The following is a 19668-nucleotide window of genomic DNA, read 5'->3' as shown; positions in this document are numbered from 1 at the left end:
ACAAAAATACTTGCAAAAAGCTCAATAAAAACAATTTTTCTATTCATTGTTTGGTCCTTTTGGCGGAAGATTGCTTCATAAAATGATTCAATAGGGATTATTTTATTTAATAAAAATTTGCATTTTAAATAATTATATATTAATATTATCAATATTTGAATATTTTTTCTCGCAGTATCACTGATTTATCAGAATTTGAGTATGCAGGCACTCAATAATATGTTTTTGTAGGTAAATTTAATGCTAGATAACGAAGCTTATTCCAAAATGATAGAGCTACAAACGGAAATGTGCTTTCCGTTTGAATATGCTTTTTTCTTGAATCAACATTTAAATCAAGTAAAAACCATTTTAGATTTTGGGTGCGGTAATGGATATTTCATGAAAAAACTAAAATCCTTTTTCCCTGAACCCCATTACATAGGCATTGATCATAATGAAGCTATGATTAATTATGCTAAGAAAAATAATAATGATTCGAAAGTGACATTTAAATTAGGAAGCGTCGATAATATTACAGAAAAATTTGATATAGTTATCTTAAGATTGGTATTGCATCAGGTAACAGATAGATTAGCCTTTTTAACTAATTTGATTAGTAAAGTAGATCATGATATTAAGGTAATTATAATCGATCCCCTGGATACTAAATTTCACATGTATCCTACCTCACCTAAATTTATGCAGCGTTTAAAAGATTTACGTGCAGTTTTAACGCCAGGTAATGCTAAGCGTAATGTATATGATTATATAAATAACGAAATGGCAAAATTAAATTTTAAACTTTCAGATAGTGAAGATTATTATATTCCTAGTTTATTAACTTCATATAAAGAAATGTATCGAGACTATCTTATTGCAACGAGTAATATGTTAGGCTTTTCCGAAGAAATAACAAGTGAAATTAATAATTGGTATGATAATCCTGCTTCATTTTTTCAGATGGGTTTATCTATGAGTAGCTTTATAGGGAATAACGATGTTTAAGAATATTGATGATTTAAAATCTGTAGACTGGATAGTTATTCCTGGCGGACCTGGCATGTCTTCGAATTATTTAAAAATTGGCTTAGAACCATTAAACAGTACTTGTAAACTTCATTTTTACGACGTGTATGGTGCGCCTGAATCTGCTAAAAGAACTGGAATTACCATAAATGATTTAGTCAAACAAGTTACGGATGTGGCAAATAACCTTGGATTAAAAAAATATGGGTTAATAACACATTCATTTAGTAATTATATTGCGTTAAGAATATTAGAACAAAAAGATCACAATGTATCAGCGCTTTTAATGTTATCACCTATGCCCTTAGAAATGAGCGAATGGGAAAAATGTATAAAAACACTTGGAACTCGCTTTACACCAAAAGTATTAGAAAAATGTGAAAAACCAGAACTTAGTGCTCATGATAATGGGGTTGAACTGTTTAATGATTTAATGCCATTTTATATTGAAAAATCGGTTAGCAGAATGGAAGTTCCCTTTGATATCCAAGCATGTTTAGATATTTCAGGTCAAATAACAGATTATAATGATAAAAATTTAGTTAAATCATTGGACATACCTTGGGGCTATATTGCTGGTGATAAAGATGTTTTTTTTACAAATGATGAAGTTTTACTAAAACATGCTGTGATAATTCCAGGTTTAGGACATTATCCATTTTTAGAAGATAAAAACAGTTTTATAAAAGCGTTTGAACAACTGAGTATTCAAAAATAAATATAATTTTACAATAAATAGGTTACTTTAAATCATTGAGCAGGATATTTCAAAATGCCTAATTCAGATGAAAAAAAGAAAATACTTTTAAAACTACGTGATGTTCGTAGAGAGAAAGGCATGTCATTGCACGATCTCGCAGATAAAATGGGAGTTGATTATCAGAAAGTAGGCCGCATGGAACGTGGTGAAACACAGATGACAATTGATATGTTGTCTCAATTAGCTAAAGCTTTAAAAGTTCCAGTCTCTAAGCTTTTAAATGAAGATAATATAAGCGATACCAATAGTGACCTATCTAATAAAAATTCAGATAGTGTAGATATTTATCTCATTCCAACAATTTATACGAAACTTGAAAAATTATGTGATCGTTATAAAATAGATGTAGAAAATTCAGCTAAAATTTATTTGGCTACTACTATATTTAAATGTGTTCAAGATATTTGCACAAAAGTTCAAGATGAGAAAGGTATGGTAGAAGTTTTTTTCCAAGCATTTGATGCCATTTTTGAAAGACTTGTTGTGAACCGTTTAGATTGCGCTGATGAATAAAAATTACTTCATCCCAATCATCTAATATTTGCTTCATTGCAAGCCAATTTGAACCTTTTTCACATAAATTTAGCGCTTCCTCCATAAATTTTTTTGCGGTATTTTGTTTTCCTTTACTTAAGTCTGCGATTGCTCTATTTGCTAGGGTATAAATTTTATATTCTAAATTATCCTTTGTTAATTCAGATGCTTCTTTAATAAGTGGCTGATATTTTTTGTTACCATTAAAAATGTAATGAGTCGCCAATGTGTTAATAATTTGCATTTTTACATAGCTATCGACGTTCTTTTTAAATATGTTTTCTAATCTAGCAAGCTGAGTTCTCTCTTTGTCACATTGACGGGAATAGTGGTACGCATGTAACAAATTGCGATTCATTTCTAATTCTACAGGATCGTTCCCAGTTATATACGCTAAATGACTTCCCATCTCAAGGGCATTAATTGAATTTTTATAAAAACCTGCTTTCCATAACATTTCACCAATATTACCGAAAGTAAGTGCAAGCCAATAAAGTTTTCCTGATTCATTGGCATAATCAATTGCTAATTTAAAATTTTTAACGCTCTCTGGAAAATTAGTTCCTCGTAGTCCTTGTATCGTTGCTAAAACTAAATAAGATAAAAATATAGCTTTTTTCTTAGTAATATTATTATCGCTCACAAGATACTCTAGATCTTTTTGAGATTCATCCCATTTTCCTATAAAAAAATAACCTATTCCCCTTGCGCACTTGAAAAGTGCTTTAGCTTCTTTAGAAATTTTTTTTGTTAAAAAATGAGTAGCTAGAGTTATGCAATCATCAAACTTTCCTAACCACCAAAGAATTTCTGATTCTAGGATGTCAATTTCAATGCAGCTATTATTAGAATCATATTTAACTATATGTAGAGCTGTTTCAAATTCACCTATGTCAATTAATTTCTCAATAAGTAAATTTTTTATTCTTGATGATATCGCTTTATCTTCAAGATAGTGACTTAACATTAATATAAATGCGGAATTTTGCCTACCATTAAGACTTTCAAAAATTTTCATATAGGTTGATTCATCTTCAGAATTAAATTTTGGATTAAGGTGCTTCAAAACTAAGATATAATTTTTTATGGCAGGATAGTTTTTCGTATTAAGTTCTATTTCTGACCTCCAGTAATGACATACCTTTTCCTCAATGACTTTTGACTTTTCAGAAATGTCGAGATCGTATATAGAGTCATGTGGATAATAGAATCCTTGATGGTATATTAGCATCCCTAGTTTTTTTAAATTTTCCAAATCGCCATTTGTTGATCCAGTTGTTTTACAGAATAAATCTTGGTTAACGAATCCGCCGCTAATAATGATAGATGAAACAGTGATTATCATAGATGGATTACTAAAAATCTCATTTTTATTTTGGTTTTTCAATGGCTCTTGATCATTAATTACTTTTAATAATTCTAAATAATTACCTTTCGATATTTCTTTACAACGACGAATGGTTACAAAATTGTTAATTCCCATTAATCTAAGAGTTTCTTCAATATCATGGGTTTTCATAGCAGGGAATTTGTAATGTTTATAATTTTTCAATGATGAATGTTTATATCGGGATGCTAATATTTTGCACACGGGAAGTTCAGACAAAAATTCAGAAAGTCTTTGACGTAAGACGTTTCCTAGGTGATCAACATGATCAACCATGAAAATGACATGTGGGTTATTTTGAACATAAAATCTAATATATCTTTCGGGATCTGAATCTAAAGATGGCCTATCTCTATTGGATATTTTGCTTGCTATGGCCTCACTAATCAAATTCAATAACAATTGAAAAGTCATTCCTTTAATTTTAGGAACAGAAATGTAAAAAATATTTTTATCATTTTCTGCTGTTTCTATTAAGAAGTAACTTTTTCCTAATCCAGACTTGCCATGTATTAATACTTGATTGCTTTCTGTGTGGAATATGATTTCTAAATTTTTCTTAATTCTCTGATGACGATTCATATTTAAATTTTTTCCGTCAAGGTTATGCAGAAAATTTAATATCCATTTCTTTGTAAAGAGGCTTCCGCTTAATAGTGTATCTTCGTAAGCAACCCTATCTTTGGGGGAAAACACCTTTATTTTTTTATCTATATTAATTTTCTCAACGATAAGATCACAAGCATCTAATAATAAAGTTATTTCAGTGAAATTTTCTTTTTTAATTATTTGAATTAATTTATTTAGAGAAAGAGCAGTATTAATGATATCTCTTTTCTGAGTATCATACGTGCAAAGGTAAGAGATTCCATCAATATATTCGCCATGTCCTGAGAAATAAATAAATATTTTTTTTGATTTTTTGCCCAATTTACTAACTTCGTTAATTATATTAGCAGTAGTAGCATGTTCATTGTGTAATGAAGTCGAATTTTCATATAATTCAATAGCGTTTAGAAGTCTGTTAATTTTTACTGAATCACTAATAGCAAAAGATAAAGGGGAAAAAGAGGTGTCTTTATAGTTGTTGATACCGATTGTTAAAATAGCAGAAGTCTTTCTCATACATATCCAGTTTAGTTCAAAATATGAACAAAAATTTTATTTTACAATCACCTGTTGACTAATTAGCAATATTTGATAATATATATCAAATATTGATTTATTTTTCAATAAATGAATAATAAAGGCTAGGTTACATATTTTTTAAAAATATAACAAGAAACTAATTTTTAAGAAAGAAAAACAGAATACTAAGTAGCAAAAAAATTTTTATTACGGGAGTTGAATAAAATATGACACCACAAGGCAATCCTAAAAGGGCAGGGATTTTTACAGTGATGATTGAGGATCCACGCGACTTAATAGATGAGCAACAGGAAATTATCAACCTGGATTATCTGAAGCAATGGTAAGTGTTTGCTATGTCTTTACTATGTGTGAGCAATGCAATCAAATTTTAATAACATAAGAGGGAGGTAAATAGCAAAAAAAACATAATTATTACAGACAAACATCACATCTGTTGAAAGGGAAACAGGATAATGATGAAGGAACAATAAGGGGTGAGCAAATATATTGCTCACCGTTAAAGCCTGCTCATTGAAGCTATTACATTATTGCTATAGCAATTAATGAGCAAAATAGACATGCAAGTTTGGAAAAATGAGGAAAATTGCTATGGAAAACACCACTCGTTATCAATTGCTCAGTCAAGATTTTACACCCGGTGATCCGCAATGTCAGTTAGTCGTTTACGATAATGAAGCAGAAGAAACAGATAGAACAACAGCACAAGCATTATTTAATGATGATAATAAACTGGCTGATTTTAGCGTTAGAGATAAAAAATTAATTAGTTACATTTACGGTTGGGAATCGAATCAGAGTTTGTTGAATAAAAAATTTGTTGTTTCCTGTGATGAGACGCATTTAAATCTTAAGAACGACTAAAAATCCAACTAGGCTTGCCCGATAGCCAATGTGTGTAACTACTCTCCTTAGGTTTTGTACCTGAGGAGAGATTTTTAAGGATTTAAGGACAATAGAAAACATTTTGGAAAAACAAGTCTGCGTAAAATTGTCGAGTCTAGTAAAAACTTGTCTCGTTAGCGACACCATTCGTGGCAGAATTTACGTTACTTCACTCCCACATTTAAAAATAAAAGCGTGCGATGCTTTTAAAGCTGAAATAGATGGCCACTCACTCAAACTGAAATTTATTAGATCAGAAAATACATACTGCTGCTATCGCAAAATGAAGCCACTGAAATTTTTGGGTGGGCGATAATGCATTCGGTTGTAATGAGCGTGGTGCAGCCAGAACCTCATTAATTTGCTTAAAATATTTGAGCGTCACCCTCGAAGATATTAATTATTAATCTGATGTGGAAGAACAATATATTCAATGCAAATGTTATAAACCCCTGATCCACTTTGCCAACGCTTCATCTTCAAACTGATAAATGATCCTAACCAAAAGTGGGTCGGTGATATTAGTTACATTTGGACAAATGAAGGTTGGTTATATTTAGCTGTTGCTATTGACCTGTATTCGCGTGCTGTATTCGGTTGGTCTATTCAGTCTACCCTATCACGAGATCTCGTCTGTAATGCGCTGATGATTGCTTTGTGGCGACGCGGTTTTCCTCGCGGTGTGTTATTTCATTCCGATCGGGGTTCTCAATATTGCTCGCACGATTATCAGAAATTTTTTAAAAAATTTAATTTTATTTGTAGTATGAGTCGTAAAGGTAATTATTGGGATAATGCAGTGAGTGAAAGTTTTTTCCATACCTTAAAAACAGAATTAATTTATACGCAACAATATGCTACACGAGAAATCGCCAAACAAAGTATTTTTCAGTGTATTGAGGTGGGGTAGGATCACATTAACCATTCAATAATTATATGTCCTAATAGTGATAAAAAACCTCACTATTAGGACATCTCGTGTTTATTGAGTATCTTGAAAAATTACGATCTGGCGGTAAGAGATGTTTTACTTCTCAAGAGATCATGTAAGCTCTTAACCTCTCTTATGGTGCTGCAAGAGCGGGTTTGTCTCGACTAAAAAGAGCTGGAAAGCTTATTAATCCAGTTAACAGACTATACGTTATAGTATCTTCTAAACACAAATTATAGGGTTCTATTCCAGCTGAGGAATTAATTCCTATTATGATGAAATATCTTGATGCAGAGTACTATGTTGCATTACTCAGCGCAGCTGGATTTTATGGCGCTTCACACCAAAAACCTATGGTTTTTCAAGTTGTCTCTAAGAAAAACAGACGAAATTACTGCCTAGTCAATTTTTTCACTCTTGCCAATAATTCTTGACGTGTGTTTTCATCCACAAAGGCGCCAAGGATAGCGTTTTGTGTTATCGAGATTAATTCATTATCCGTCAAATTAAATTGAGTTTTCGCAGTTTCATATTCTTGGCCGATAGTCGTGCCAAAAAATGGAGGATCATCCGAGTTCAGCGTAACGCGCACACCTCTGGCGCGTAATTTTAATAAGGGATGAGCAGCAAAATTAGGATAGACACGTAAACTGATATTGCTACCGGGCGCTACTTCTAAGGTAACATTGCGATCGATAATGAATTGCAAGACAGCATCGTCTTCAATGCTGCGTACGCCATGGCCAATGCGTTGTAAATTTAATACTTCAATCGCGGTGCGAACCGTGTCGGGTGCGCCCCATTCACCGGCGTGACAGGTTAATTGTAATCCGGCGTCTTTGGCAATGGCGTAGGTTTTTTTAAATAACTGCGGCGGGAAATTCAATTCATCTCCACCTAAACCAAATCCAGTGACGAGCGGATGGGGGTATTGCTGGGTTAACTTTGCCACCGCTTCACAGGCTTCTATGCCGTAATGCCGAACGCCGGAGATCATAATCCGCGATTCAATATTAAAATCTCGTTTGGCATCTTGCATGCCTGCCACCACGCCTTCTAGCATATCTTGATAACTTAAACCTGAATTTTTTGCATGATCGGGTGAGGGCATTAACTCAGTGTAAATGACTCCTTCTTGAGCGGAGCGTTTTAAATACTCGTAGCCGATATCACGATAATCTTCCGGAGTGCGAATGACTTGGCTTACCACATCATAGGCGTTGAGAAAATCGCTAAAATCTTTCCAGGCATAAGTATTGTGCGGCGTAAAAATTTCATCGGGTAATGTTATTTTATTTTTTTGTGCGAGCTTTTTCGCGAGATCGGGAAAAATCGAACCTTCAAAATGAACATGTAATTCGGCTTTTGGGATCACGTGGCACCTGCTTTTAATCATAAATTAAGGGTTAATATAATACCGAATTTTGCAGGGCAATTGCTATAGCCGTATTGGATTTTTAACGGCTGAACTCACATCCAGGCTGATGATTTAATTTTATTCCGCACGATATTTTATGTCTGCCACCTCAATAACATGTTCGTGGTGGATTGGTGAATACGTCACGTGATATTGCGCATATTCATAAGCATTGCTATGAGGTAAAGGAGCGCAAATTCCAATCAGCCAAATGAAAATGCCAATACCGAAAATTACCACCAAGGGAATGATGCGTTCCGGTTGTTTAATCATAAAAAAATGCGTTAAACAGCCTAACATACACGCTAAACCAATTTTGCGTAAATCGCTATGAAAGTAGTTAGAATTAACGCCAATGGAATGAATCCGTAATTTCATCACACACCTCCGTGTTGTGCTCTTGTGAAAAAACGTGATTGAGATTAGAAGGGATTGTTATTGCTCCATTTCCACAAGTCATAAAATTGCCATAGCGTTATTATGACATATAATGACGGTATTTTTTATAGACAATGTCGGAAATTTGTGTGCGCATTTTCTTAGCCATGATTCAAAATAAATTCTTTCATCGCGTCCATAACCCCATCCGTTTCTTGCCTGTATAAATTATGCGGAGTATGTGGTACTACTAAATGTTTATCGAGATTTTAGCAAAAGTGGTCAAGCACAAAATCTGCATTACCTATATTCTTGACGTCGTGAATAGATAGACAAAAAATTAGGGTTATGATGAGTTACCAAGAACGTGTTAACAGAGTGATTGAATTTATAGGCCAGCATCTGGATGAAGATCTTGTGCTGGAGGAACTGTGTCGCATTGCTTGTTTTTCAAAATACCATTTTCATCGTCTATTTACCGCACACGCCGGTGTATCTTTGAAAAGTTATATCAAATGGCTGCGGCTGAAACGAGCTGCTCACCAATTGATTGTGCAAAAAGAAGATACCATTATTAACATCGCTTTGGCTGCGGGGTTTGACTCTCATGAAGCATTTAGCCGAGCTTTTAAACAAGCTTGTGGCCAATCGCCAAGTAGTTTTAGACATAAAGCGAATTGGCGGACATGGGAAAACCCACCGTATTCATTGCATATTAAAGGTAAAAAAATTATGACCATCACCATAAAAGATCTGCCATCAAGAAGATTGGCAGTAATGGAACATCATGGCGATCCAATGAAATTATCCATGACGGTGGATAAATTAATATCCTGGGCTAAAGCTCAGCCAATTAATTTAAAGCCTAAAGCTGGAGAAGCCTTTGGATTTGGATATCACGATCCTCGAGAAACCCCAGCAGAAGAATGGCAATTTGATTTAGCACTTACTGTGCCGCAAGACTTTAAACTCAACGATGAAGTCATCGAAAGAGAATTGCCTGCGGGTCGATATGCGGTTACTACTCATAAGGGATCCCGCGATAATATCGGCGATACAATTTACGGTTTGTATCGTGATTGGCTTCCGCAATCTGGAGAGGAGTTGGGCGATTTACCCTGCATTTTCTGCTACCATAATTTTGATCATGAAGTGGCAGAAACAGAACTGCTCACGGAAATTTGGGTCTTGCTGAAGTAAGATCCTGCTTTACATCATGTCCTATGGGTAACATTTTCGACACTGATAGGACATGATATTTATTGGCATATTATCAATTCAATTTAAATTTCTTTCGCCGACTTTAATTCTTCCACCGAGCGACAATACGTTTCGCGGATAAAAAAGGTAATCACAATGCCCACGGCGAACGCGGCTGGAAATACTAACATGGGAAGCGTAAAGTCGCTGGGCGAGTAATGACGCACGCCATGTTCTAAATGACCATGCCAATTTAAATCCATTAATTTTCCAAAAATCGGTTGGAAAAATGCATAGCCACCTAAAATTAAAATAGAAGCAATACTGGTGCTGGTACCCGTTAAAAAACTGGGATTACTTTCTGCAATTAAAGGATAAGAGATCACTTGAGAGCTTGTTATAAAACCGAGGGCTAAAAATAAAATCATATAAGTGAGATAAGAATGAAAAGGAATATACATGACTAATAAAATAAAGGCTAAGGATAAAATCCCACCGATGAGCATGGGTAATTTGCGACGCGCGATTTTATCGGAGATCCAACCTACAGTAGGGCTACCAATTAACGTGCCGATAAAAATCATCATGGTAACGAGTGATGCTTGATCACGAGTTAACCCACACGCTGTTTGCAAATATGGCACGCCCCAAATGGCGCCTAATAACGCTACGGGTAAATTTAATAAACTGGTGTAAACACCGCATAAAAAATTTTGACGATTAGACAGTGCCAAAACAATGCTGCGCCAAAATCCGAGTTGATGAAGTTTGTTATGATCGGATTCGTAGTGTTGTTGTTCCGTAGGAGGGTAGTCACGCACAATGGCTAAGATGATCAGAATAATGGCTAAACCAACGAATGCGTTGATCGTCATTGCTTGGCGCCAACCATAATTTTCGACCAGATAAGTAAACGGTGCTTGCGCCACCGCGCCACCGGCCATGCCTAGGGTGACAATAATTCCTGATGCCAGTGCCATGTGTTTCGGCGTAAACCAACGAGAGGCTAGACGTAAACAGGCGAGTAAACAAAACGAACCACCCATTCCTGTTAAAAAACGACAAAGCTCTGCAATCCACAAACTATGCGCGTGGGCAAAGGCATACGTCGCGCCAGAACAAACTAACATGGCTAGGATAATTAAATTACGTGCAGAGAAGCGGTCGAGCAATAAGCCGGCGGGAAATAAAAATAATAAATTAGCATCGGCATAAAACGCGGAAAAACGGCCTAAATCGGAGGCATTTAGGGAAAATGATATTCTGACTTGTTCATCGATCGCATTAAAAATATTGAGTTGAGCGAATTCGTAAAAGAAAAAACAAGAGGTACAAACTAATACGAACCAAGGATACAAAGAAAAACGAGTTGAAGTAGTCAAAGTGGTTGCGCCTTGTGAGTTAGTAAAATGGGTTTGCATGTATGCTCTGCCAGAGTTAAAAAATCGCGCCATTCTAACAGAAGTTACGAGTTATGGTAATAGAGGAAATTGAATTTCTGTGCTTATTATGCATAACAAAATCGGCTGGGCTAGTGCTAGTTCAACACGCCCTAAGTAACGAATAAAATATTTGCCAATACTGCGACCAATAAAAAAACGCATCATAACGGCCAAGTGTTCTCAAAAATTTCTCTTTTTGATAAAGAAAAAGGCACTTTCTTTTATTAACGTGATTGCTTAATAAAATTCTTTTAGTTAGATTTTTCTATAATAAACAAAACAGCGTTTTTGTTACTATAGCTTCTATTTTAATGGTTCATCATTATTTGCAAAAACATCCTTTAACAGAGGCTAAGAAAATGGTTAAACAGGGTAAACTCACATTACCTACCGCAGAATTTTTACAAAATTATTAAGCTAGGCTTAATAATTAAAACTGATTGTTTATAAATAGATTAAAGATTAGAATAGCGCGGCCAAACAAAATATTATCTAATCAAGGATTATCGAAATTTATGGAAAAATTATTGAAAAACCATCTTGAACACGGTGAAAATTTAGTTAAAAAATGGGAAAAAACTCTGGAAGAGCAAATAAAAAAAGCTCATGAAGAATTCATTGGATTAAAAAAATTTTGCAAGGAAATTATTGCATTTTTATTTGAACATAATTCCTACATAAATTTAAGTTATAGAACTCAAAAAGTTTTACCTGTTTCGTTAAAAATGCTTAATCAAATGGCCATGAAAATGATAGCGATATTGATGAATATTTTTAAAAATAATCCTAACATTTTTGTTGCTAAGTATCGATTTCATCTAGATTTAATAGTCAGAAGGGGAGTAGACTCAACTTTTTACGAGTATTTTCATTTACTGAAAAAACAAGAAGAAGAAATTTTGCTAAGTTATAACGTGGCAATTTACAATCTTTTCCATGACGACCGTATTCCTGCCCCAGAAATAATAGAACGTGTTCAAAATATTTATACCACTATATGTGATAATAATAATCGCGCCTATGAGATTTTAGAAAAAATGATGGATAATCAGTTAATTACCCAAAAAGAACATGAGTTTTTACTAAGATTACCTCTTTTAAAGGCTCAAGAGTTAATTGCCGATTACCCGTTAGTAGAACCCGATGAATTTATCCCACGTCCGCCGGTTCATTCTCGTTAAGAATAATGGGGGTAAATAACTCCTGTGGAGGCGATGCTTTTTTAAAACATTTACGACAAGTGGCAATGTAGCGATCGTTGCCACCAATTTCGATTTGATTACCTTCGGTCACGGTTCGACCCTGTTCATCAATTCGCATATTCATTGTGGCTTTGCGCCCGCAATAACAAATGGTTTTGATTTCAATAATTTCTTCTGCCCAAGCTAATAAATATAAACTGCCTGGAAAAACTTCACCTTGGAAATCACTGCGTAAACCATAGGCAAGGACAGGAATATTTAAACGATCGGTAATTTCAGTTAATTGATGAACTTGTTGTTTACTTAAAAACTGTGCTTCATCCACTAAGACACAAGCCAATTTTTTTAGGCCTGGCATGCAGGCTTGAACATAATCGAACAAATTGGTTTCGGTGGTAAAAGTGATAGCTTCTGCTGAAAGACCAATGCGCGAATGGATGCTATTGCGTGAGTAACGCGTATCAATGGCCGGAGTAAATAAAATAGTAGCCATACCACGCTCTTGATAATTATAGCTCGATTGCAACAACGTCGTACTTTTACCGGCATTCATTGCAGAATAATAAAAATATAGCTTGGCCACACTCTCACCATGACAAAAATGATAAATTAATTCGCTATGCTAGCTTGATTAGGGCTAAATGGCAAAGTTAAAATGGCAGCCTCTACAGTGTAACGAAGATAATCACCTTGCGTATTCTTTACAGCATATTATTGTATTTATTGACTCCTTTTATAGTACTGCGGCTAATTTGGCGTTCGCGACGTGCGCCAGATTATCGTCGTCGTATCCACGAACGTTTTGCCCATATTGAGTCGCCCACGCAACAGGTGATATGGGTACATGCCGTTTCTGTGGGTGAGGTGATCCTCGCTATTCCTCTAATCAAAAAATTAAAACAAGCCTATCCTGATTTTGCCATTGTAATAACCTCTACCACCCCCACAGGTTCACAGCAAATTAAAAAACATTTTGTTAATATGAAAACGCAAGATATTTTTCATATCTATGCACCTTATGATTTACCTCATGTCGTCGAACGGTTTTTAAAAATAATCAAACCAAAAATGGCCATCATGATGGAAACAGAACTGTGGCCTAATATTTTTTATTATTGTCAGCGTAAAAAAATCCCGCTGTTTGTGGCAAATGCGCGTTTATCACAACGTTCTTATCAACGTTATGCGCGGTTTTTATATTTAGTAAAACCTATGTTAAATAATGTGACGCAAATTATTGCGCAAACGCAAGACGATGCTGATCGCTATCTGCGACTCGGTGTTGATAAAAATAAAATAACCGTCAGTGGTAGTATGAAATTTGATTTGCAACTGCCAGCAAGTTTGTGTGAAAGTGCAGAAATACTCCGTCAACAATGGGGAGTCGATCGACCTATATGGATTGCTGCGAGTACGCATGACGGTGAAGAAGAAATTATTTTGCGCGCATTTGCGTTAGTTAAAAAAGCGTTACCCACCACGTTACTGGTTTTAGTGCCGCGTCATCCTGAACGATTTAACAAAGTCGCGCACTTAGCAGAACGCGAAGGATACGAAGTGGTGTTGCGCAGTTCGGGTGAACGTTGTAACAAAAATACTGCAGTCTTTCTTGGCGATACCATGGGAGAATTAATGTTATTTTACGCCGCGTCCGATTTGGCCTTTGTAGGTGGTAGTTTTGTTGAAGTGGGTGGGCACAATTTGTTAGAGCCCGCCGCTATTGGTATTCCAATGTTAACCGGCCCATTTATGTTTAATTTCACCGAAATTACCCGCTTACTTGTCGATGTCGCGGCGGCTAAACAAGTGCATTCAGAAATAGAACTCGCAAATGAGGTGATTTACCTGTTACAAAATACCGAAAAACGTGTGCAAATTGGCGAAAAGGGGAAGCACGTCGTTGAAAAAAATCGCGGTGCTTTGGATAAACATCTGGCGATTATACAAGCAGCCGTGAATTTATAAAATAGTTAAAAAATACATGTCAAAAAATTAATAATTAATTATGATTTAATCTGGTTTTTTTTTAAATTTCTTGCATTAAAATAATTAGATAGTTCGAAATTTTTAATTAAATATTCAGCACATGAGTGATATTCATATATTGAATTATCGTTATTGTTAGATTTCATGCTTAAGCAATTTGATAAGGCTTCTAATAGCTGTGTTATGGGGTTGCGGCAACTAGGGGCAATTATTTTTTCTAGCTTGCTAATTATTTTGGCATGATTATCATTATCCTCAATCCAAGAACCTAAATAGAGTATCGCCAAAAATTGAACTGAGGCATAAACTTTTTTTACTGAGTTGGCGTTATTGAAAAAACGATTTCCTGCGTATTGAGTATTGGGGTATTGTTGTGTTCGGAATTCATAGTCTCTTAAACAGTTAAGTTGAGAATTTTCTAAATTTTTAAGGTGGTTTATATACTCAGTGGTTAATAAAATTTGACTTGAATTATCAATGATTTTTAAAATGTTAAAATCAGTTTTTTCAAAAAAACTAAATAACCCTCTGAAGTTAATTTTTTTAGTCCATAATGTCCACAATGCTGTTTCAAATGAATTTAAATACTCTATCTCTTTACTTGCTTTGATAACCGATTCGTCTAGCGTGCAAAAAGCGGTAGTTGCACACGAAAGCTTGGCAAACATACGGATGGTGATGCTAATTTTAATATGGACATTATTGAGATTGGAGTCTGTAATAAGTGGCAGTTTTTTATTTAATAATACTTGTCTATTGATTAAAGCGTCGTAAGTGCCTGGTAATAAGCTCATGCGATTTTGAGGAGATAATAACACTGAAGCCATATTAACATGACGCAATTCTAAATCTTTATATTTAGGTCGAGTAGAAACCGTTAAATCAACCGATATTTCATTTGAAAAATATTGATTATTAGAATATAAATAAAATTGATAGTTTTTAAACTTGTAATTTTCTTCATCAGTCCCCAAGAAGTTAGTAATTTTTTTAAGACTTGTAATTTTTTTCAGAGTGTCTTCTATAGCAGTGACATCTATGGAAAAATTATCATCATTGGTGTAGATAACAAAATCGCAATCATTTAGCGGCGTGTTATACATGGGGCCACACAATAGCTGCGAACCTACTTGATATATATCGTATTTTTTTGCACAGTTATCACCTAAATTAAATACAGAAAACATAATATTTCTAATATTTTCCTCATCTAGGTTAATTGGTAATAACTTAAAATAGAAATCAGATAAAGTTAATACAAGCTCGCTAACTACCTCAGATGGTGAGTGTTCGTTTAATTTGCTAGAAAATAAACATAATGTATGGTTCCAGCTTTTAATTAGAAGATGGGGTTCGTTTATGTCGTTGCTTAAAGTTTCTTCTTGATTATACTGTGAATGATTAATCATAAAATCATTAAATTTTTTGGATAAGTATTCATCCAAATTTGATAATAATGAGATAAACTGATTTAAATAATTTTTTAAAGAGTTAGGGTTGGTTGTCGTAAAGGTGACGTTAATATTTTTTGCTAATGTTAGATGATTTTTTACTTGCTGATGAAGTCTATTGAATAATTTTTGTAATTCAGCATCATGAATAGTTTGAGAGTTTTCTGTTGTTTTTGATGAGTCGACCAGTCTACTTCCTGTTATATCTTCTTCGGCTTCTAGGCATTCTGCTTGTCTTTTGCTTTCTTGTTGTGCTGTGAGTTCTTGATCAGATGCTTGTATTGTATTTAGGGTATTTGTAACTCCTGGTGTATCTTCTTCCTCATCACTGTATTCTGCTTGCTTTTTAATTTCTTGCTGTGCTGTATGTTCTTCATCTTGCTCATCTAATATATTTGATGTATCTGATTCTCTAGACTGAGAATTCAGTTCTTGATTTTTATTTTTCTTTCGGCCACTTAATATTTCTTCTCGCTTTTTTTTCCTACGTAGTTTAGAACGTTGGTTTCGCTTTAAAGAAGATGAAGATGCAGGTGTTGGGTTATTATCATTGCTTGATTGCTTCGAAGCGTTTTGATTATCATTTTCGTTATTAATGGGGCATTCTTCTTGCTCTGATTCATTATCCGGCGAGCTGAAATCGGGGGCGCGGCGATGTTTTTTCTGATTTTTTCCTATAACTGGTTTTTTTATCTTGGCATTAGAATTTTTTTTTGATGGTTTAGAGAGTAAAGGCTGATTCTCGGGTTGGGAGGTTCGTATATCATTAGATTTTAATAGATTATCAATTTTTTGAATAATATCTTCTTCGGAGTTAATTTCAGATTCAATTTTGAGGTCGGATTCATTAGGGTGTAAATTGGCGAGGAAGTCAGGCCAAAGATTGTGTTCATTATACTTATAGTATTCGGAGGTTCTTTTTATTATTAATTTTGTTTGATTATTCAGTGAATTGATTAATATTAGATAATTGCTAATAATTTTTTCCAAGTAGCTAACTTCAGTGTTTGTTAAGGAAAAATTACTCCCATTTTGATAGCATCTATTAATTTCTTTTAGTTCAGATAATATAAAGAAACCTTCTACTATATATCGAATCCCATTAATATTGTTATAAAATAGATTTTCAATGTTTATTTCTTTTTCTATATAATCAGAAAATTTTTTTAACCCTGATTTTGTTTTACCCTGGTTGATTTTGCTAATTTTAGGATCAATCACGTCGCTGACAATATCATTTAAAGCGTTGCTTAATATGAACGTAAGATTATCATTATTAATTTCGTCACTAGCTGTCAGAAATTGATATTGTGGATGGGCTAGTGTTAGAGCCATGTAAAATGTAGTAAACTTTTTAAAAATTTTATCGATTATGTTATAAATATAAATTTCATGATTCTTAAGACCATCTATGGGTTGTTGATCGAATAACTGAGGTTTTATAATTGATTCAACACAAGTTGTTAATATTTGAGAAAAACTAAAATCTTCACGGGAATAGTCCATTACGTGATGCTTATCACTTTTTAAGATTAAATATCCAGTTGGCGCCGAAGGGGAAAGATACTCATCAATGCTTAAAATCTGAGTTAGATATTGATCGTTTGGTATTTTATCTCTAATGAAATAAACGAGTCTTTTATCAGGATTTTGGGTGATTAAAGCTAATGGAACTTGAAAATGCTTTTCATTCAAGAGAAATGGATGGTATATAGGGATAACAGAATTGGATGATTGTGAAATTTTTTCCAAAAATTCGATTTTTTCGCGGACAAAAGATAGTGGGCTCATAACTAAGGCGTGAAAAATAATATCCCAATATTTTATCTTGTCTTTATTATTAACAAATTTAGAGAGTTTTAACTGTATTTGCAGTTTTTTATGTAAATTGGCGCCTAACTGTATGGGAAGATTAACTTCCAGGTTATTTGTAAAGTAATCATATAATTCCCAACTTCCTAAGGAGCATATCATCATGGTAATGAATGATTTTGTTTTTTCTCTATTGCTTCCGGGTTCAAAAATTTTTCTGAAGTTTTCTTTTAGAGTATTTTTAATGTGGTCATCTAACGCGTTTTTTTTTGGCAATAATACTTTGTTTATTTTTTTTCCTAGAAAATGCGCTTTAATTTGATTTAAAATATTTTCTATCGCCTGGGCGCGTGCGCTTTTTAGATTTTTTTCAATATCGTGTAAAGTATCATCACTGTTTATAATCTCTGAAGAACTTATTGCATAAGGATGAAAATTTTTATTAATTTCCTGAATCAAGAGTTCAGATTGGATGCAGTAATTTTCAGTTATCAAAAGTTGAGGATTGGATGGCGTGCTTTGCATAATATTCTATATTGTTATTTTTATATTAAACTTGGGCAAGTCTAGCAATCTATTATTAATGAAATATGACAAATCATTCACATTGGATAACAATCTCCCCACTTAGCCTATTAATATTTTCGCAATAGGCAAAGCGCCAAATCATCTCTAGTGAATGTTTTTCGGTATCAATCAGTATCGTATCGCATAACGGAGTGATGGTGCCTTGTTGTGGGGTGATTAGGCGTAATTTCAGATCAGGTAGTGTTAGGGTGAGTGCTGGCTGGTCGGGAAAAAATCCTGCTAAACAAATACTTTCATTACCAAGCCAAGCGCTTTCAATGCGTTGATCGCGTGGTGCAGCATTGTAAAAATACTCGGGGCGATCATAAATTTTGGCGTGAGCATGATTGGGTGCTAGCCATTCTACTGGCATAGGGCCAAAGCCGCCTGGGGCGACTTGGTCGGAAATTTTTTCAATTAAGCGTGATAATTTTTCGATGCGCGGTAATGCTAAGCGATTTATTTTGAAATAATCTTCGGTAAAACCTAAACCACAGGGATTATACGGGTAAATATTATAGGGATTTGCCGGATCTTTCCCGCCGTAAGCATATTCATAGTGCAAGGCTAACGGCTCACTAAGAGGTTTTTTGCTGATGTAAAAATGGATAGGCGAACGGCGCCATTCACGTTCGCCAAATACTCGTAAAGATTTTTCAACTAGTGGTTTTGTGAGTTTGGCACGGTTTACGATTAATGAAACATCGCAATATTCATTTCCATTAGGATACGCCATTCCTTGAACTAAAATTTCTGCACCTTGTTTAAAAGGGACATTATCTGCGGCATGCTGCAAACTACTGTTATTCTTTTCACCAAGGAATAAATGATGTTCATAAATTTCAGCAGAGTGTGAAAAGAATAATTCTCCGGATGAATTAAATGAATTCTACATTCTAGGCCACTCTTGGGGTGGTGCCTTAGCAATGGAATATGCAATTAAATACCCTAACAATGTAAAGGGGCTAATCATCTCCAATAAGGGATACAGTACACCAAATTTAATTAACTCACGAGTAAAACTTTGGAATGAAATAGCCAAAGGATACGCCTCAGGGCAAGAAATTATTAAACAACTTGAATCAGGCAAACAAGTTTCTGATACATCGACATTAAAAAAAATTGACCTCGATTTCGAAAGAAGATACCTTCGTACAATACAACCAATACCTGAACCAATGGTTAATTCAAGAAAGAATAATAGAAGATTTTACATTACTAATTATTCATCTTGGGACATATACGATAGACTACAATCTATCAAAGAACCAACACTATTAATTGGTGGGGACCGTGATTTTGTAGACAAACATGAACTCTTTCAGATGAAAAAAGTAATTCCTGATAGCTATATTTTTATTTGTCCTAATGGTGGACACTTTTCCTTTTGGGATGATAGCGACAACTATTTTAGAGAAGTTGAGAATTTTATTAACAAAACTGAAAATAAATAGTCGTGAGAATCAGCCCAGCCGGCAACACCGTGTTTATTTAATTGCGGGGTTCGGTGTTGGCTATCAAGTTTTGGTTTCTTAATTTAGTCCGCTGTAGGCGGACAG

At 34.4% G+C, this 19668-nt stretch carries 16 protein-coding genes; 10 read left to right on the top strand and 6 right to left on the bottom strand.

Going from position 1 to position 19668, the window contains the following annotated elements:
* The first annotated feature begins 240 nt into the window (after positions 1–240).
* From KIT27_06910 to KIT27_06885, 6 genes are all read left to right on the top strand, one after another.
* Positions 241–987, top strand: coding sequence for a methyltransferase domain-containing protein (locus tag KIT27_06910; GenBank protein MCW5589380.1), 747 nt, complete (start codon positions 241–243; stop codon positions 985–987).
* Positions 980–1726, top strand: a complete 747-nt coding sequence (locus KIT27_06905) for a hypothetical protein (protein ID MCW5589379.1) — start codon at positions 980–982, stop codon at positions 1724–1726. Before KIT27_06910 ends, KIT27_06905 begins: the two co-directional genes overlap by 8 nt.
* A 54-nt stretch (positions 1727–1780) precedes the next feature.
* Complete coding sequence (locus KIT27_06900) at positions 1781–2281, top strand: helix-turn-helix transcriptional regulator (protein ID MCW5589378.1); 501 nt, start codon at positions 1781–1783, stop codon at positions 2279–2281.
* Positions 2282–5429: 3148 nt separating this feature from the next.
* Positions 5430–5702: a hypothetical protein gene (locus KIT27_06895; GenBank protein ID MCW5589377.1), complete on the top strand. Its 273-nt coding sequence runs from the start codon at positions 5430–5432 to the stop codon at positions 5700–5702.
* Positions 5703–6198: 496 nt separating this feature from the next.
* On the top strand, positions 6199–6633 hold the full coding sequence (locus tag KIT27_06890) for an IS3 family transposase (protein MCW5589376.1): 435 nt from the start codon (positions 6199–6201) through the stop codon (positions 6631–6633).
* Positions 6634–6926: 293 nt separating this feature from the next.
* Positions 6927–7088: a hypothetical protein gene (locus KIT27_06885; GenBank protein ID MCW5589375.1), complete on the top strand. Its 162-nt coding sequence runs from the start codon at positions 6927–6929 to the stop codon at positions 7086–7088.
* On the opposite strand, the gene add is transcribed toward KIT27_06885, so the two are convergent.
* Entirely contained in the window at positions 7046–8029 is a 984-nt protein-coding gene (gene add, locus KIT27_06880; protein ID MCW5589374.1) for an adenosine deaminase, read from the bottom strand. The genes KIT27_06885 and add overlap by 43 nt on opposite strands.
* A 120-nt stretch (positions 8030–8149) precedes the next feature.
* Positions 8150–8449: a hypothetical protein gene (locus tag KIT27_06875; protein MCW5589373.1), complete on the bottom strand. Its 300-nt coding sequence runs from the start codon at positions 8447–8449 to the stop codon at positions 8150–8152.
* Between the two features lie 351 nt (positions 8450–8800).
* Between KIT27_06875 and KIT27_06870 the strand changes: the two genes are divergently transcribed.
* Complete coding sequence (locus KIT27_06870) at positions 8801–9649, top strand: AraC family transcriptional regulator (GenBank protein ID MCW5589372.1); 849 nt, start codon at positions 8801–8803, stop codon at positions 9647–9649.
* 83 nt (positions 9650–9732) lie between these two features.
* On the opposite strand, the gene KIT27_06865 is transcribed toward KIT27_06870, so the two are convergent.
* Complete coding sequence (locus KIT27_06865; GenBank protein ID MCW5589371.1) at positions 9733–11070, bottom strand: MFS transporter; 1338 nt, start codon at positions 11068–11070, stop codon at positions 9733–9735.
* 536 nt (positions 11071–11606) lie between these two features.
* Here KIT27_06865 and KIT27_06860 point away from each other — a divergent pair.
* The gene (locus KIT27_06860) at positions 11607–12272 is read left to right on the top strand and encodes a hypothetical protein (GenBank protein ID MCW5589370.1); all 666 of its coding nucleotides are present in this window, start codon (positions 11607–11609) and stop codon (positions 12270–12272) included.
* On the opposite strand, the gene KIT27_06855 is transcribed toward KIT27_06860, so the two are convergent.
* Positions 12241–12876 carry a thymidine kinase gene (locus tag KIT27_06855; GenBank protein MCW5589369.1) on the bottom strand — a complete coding sequence of 212 codons (636 nt, stop codon included), beginning with the start codon at positions 12874–12876 and terminating at the stop codon, positions 12241–12243. The genes KIT27_06860 and KIT27_06855 overlap by 32 nt on opposite strands.
* Positions 12877–12983: 107 nt before the next feature.
* Between KIT27_06855 and waaA the strand changes: the two genes are divergently transcribed.
* On the top strand, positions 12984–14258 hold the full coding sequence (gene waaA, locus KIT27_06850; protein MCW5589368.1) for a lipid IV(A) 3-deoxy-D-manno-octulosonic acid transferase: 1275 nt from the start codon (positions 12984–12986) through the stop codon (positions 14256–14258).
* 38 nt (positions 14259–14296) lie between these two features.
* Here the strand turns inward: waaA and KIT27_06845 are convergent, their stop codons facing one another.
* Together KIT27_06845 and KIT27_06840 are read right to left on the bottom strand one after the other, a co-directional pair.
* Positions 14297–18067 (bottom strand): hypothetical protein, encoded by a 3771-nt coding sequence (locus KIT27_06845; GenBank protein ID MCW5589367.1) that lies wholly within the window; start codon positions 18065–18067, stop codon positions 14297–14299.
* Positions 18068–18140: 73 nt separating this feature from the next.
* Positions 18141–18950 carry a DUF2169 domain-containing protein gene (locus KIT27_06840; GenBank protein ID MCW5589366.1) on the bottom strand — a complete coding sequence of 270 codons (810 nt, stop codon included), beginning with the start codon at positions 18948–18950 and terminating at the stop codon, positions 18141–18143.
* On the opposite strand from KIT27_06840, the gene KIT27_06835 reads away from it, so the two are divergent.
* Positions 18949–19563: an alpha/beta fold hydrolase gene (locus KIT27_06835; GenBank protein ID MCW5589365.1), complete on the top strand. Its 615-nt coding sequence runs from the start codon at positions 18949–18951 to the stop codon at positions 19561–19563. The two genes, KIT27_06840 and KIT27_06835, sit on opposite strands and share 2 nt — an antisense overlap.
* The last annotated feature ends 105 nt before the right edge of the window (positions 19564–19668 follow it).

Source organism: Legionellales bacterium, assembly GCA_026125385.1.
GTDB lineage: Bacteria > Pseudomonadota > Gammaproteobacteria > JAHCLG01 > JAHCLG01 > JAHCLG01.
Note: the sequence above shows the minus strand (reverse complement) of the source record. Positions and strands in the feature narration are given on the sequence as shown.

Coding starts and splice junctions, on each gene's coding strand:
- KIT27_06910 (MCW5589380.1), top strand. CDS start 241: ATGCTAGATAACGAAGCTTATTCCAAAATGATAGAGCTACAAACGGAA.
- KIT27_06905 (MCW5589379.1), top strand. CDS start 980: ATGTTTAAGAATATTGATGATTTAAAATCTGTAGACTGGATAGTTATT.
- KIT27_06900 (MCW5589378.1), top strand. CDS start 1,781: ATGCCTAATTCAGATGAAAAAAAGAAAATACTTTTAAAACTACGTGAT.
- KIT27_06895 (MCW5589377.1), top strand. CDS start 5,430: ATGGAAAACACCACTCGTTATCAATTGCTCAGTCAAGATTTTACACCC.
- KIT27_06885 (MCW5589375.1), top strand. CDS start 6,927: ATGATGAAATATCTTGATGCAGAGTACTATGTTGCATTACTCAGCGCA.
- KIT27_06875 (MCW5589373.1), bottom strand. CDS start 8,449: ATGAAATTACGGATTCATTCCATTGGCGTTAATTCTAACTACTTTCAT.
- KIT27_06870 (MCW5589372.1), top strand. CDS start 8,801: ATGAGTTACCAAGAACGTGTTAACAGAGTGATTGAATTTATAGGCCAG.
- KIT27_06865 (MCW5589371.1), bottom strand. CDS start 11,070: ATGCAAACCCATTTTACTAACTCACAAGGCGCAACCACTTTGACTACT.
- KIT27_06860 (MCW5589370.1), top strand. CDS start 11,607: ATGGAAAAATTATTGAAAAACCATCTTGAACACGGTGAAAATTTAGTT.
- KIT27_06845 (MCW5589367.1), bottom strand. CDS start 18,067: ATGCAAAGCACGCCATCCAATCCTCAACTTTTGATAACTGAAAATTAC.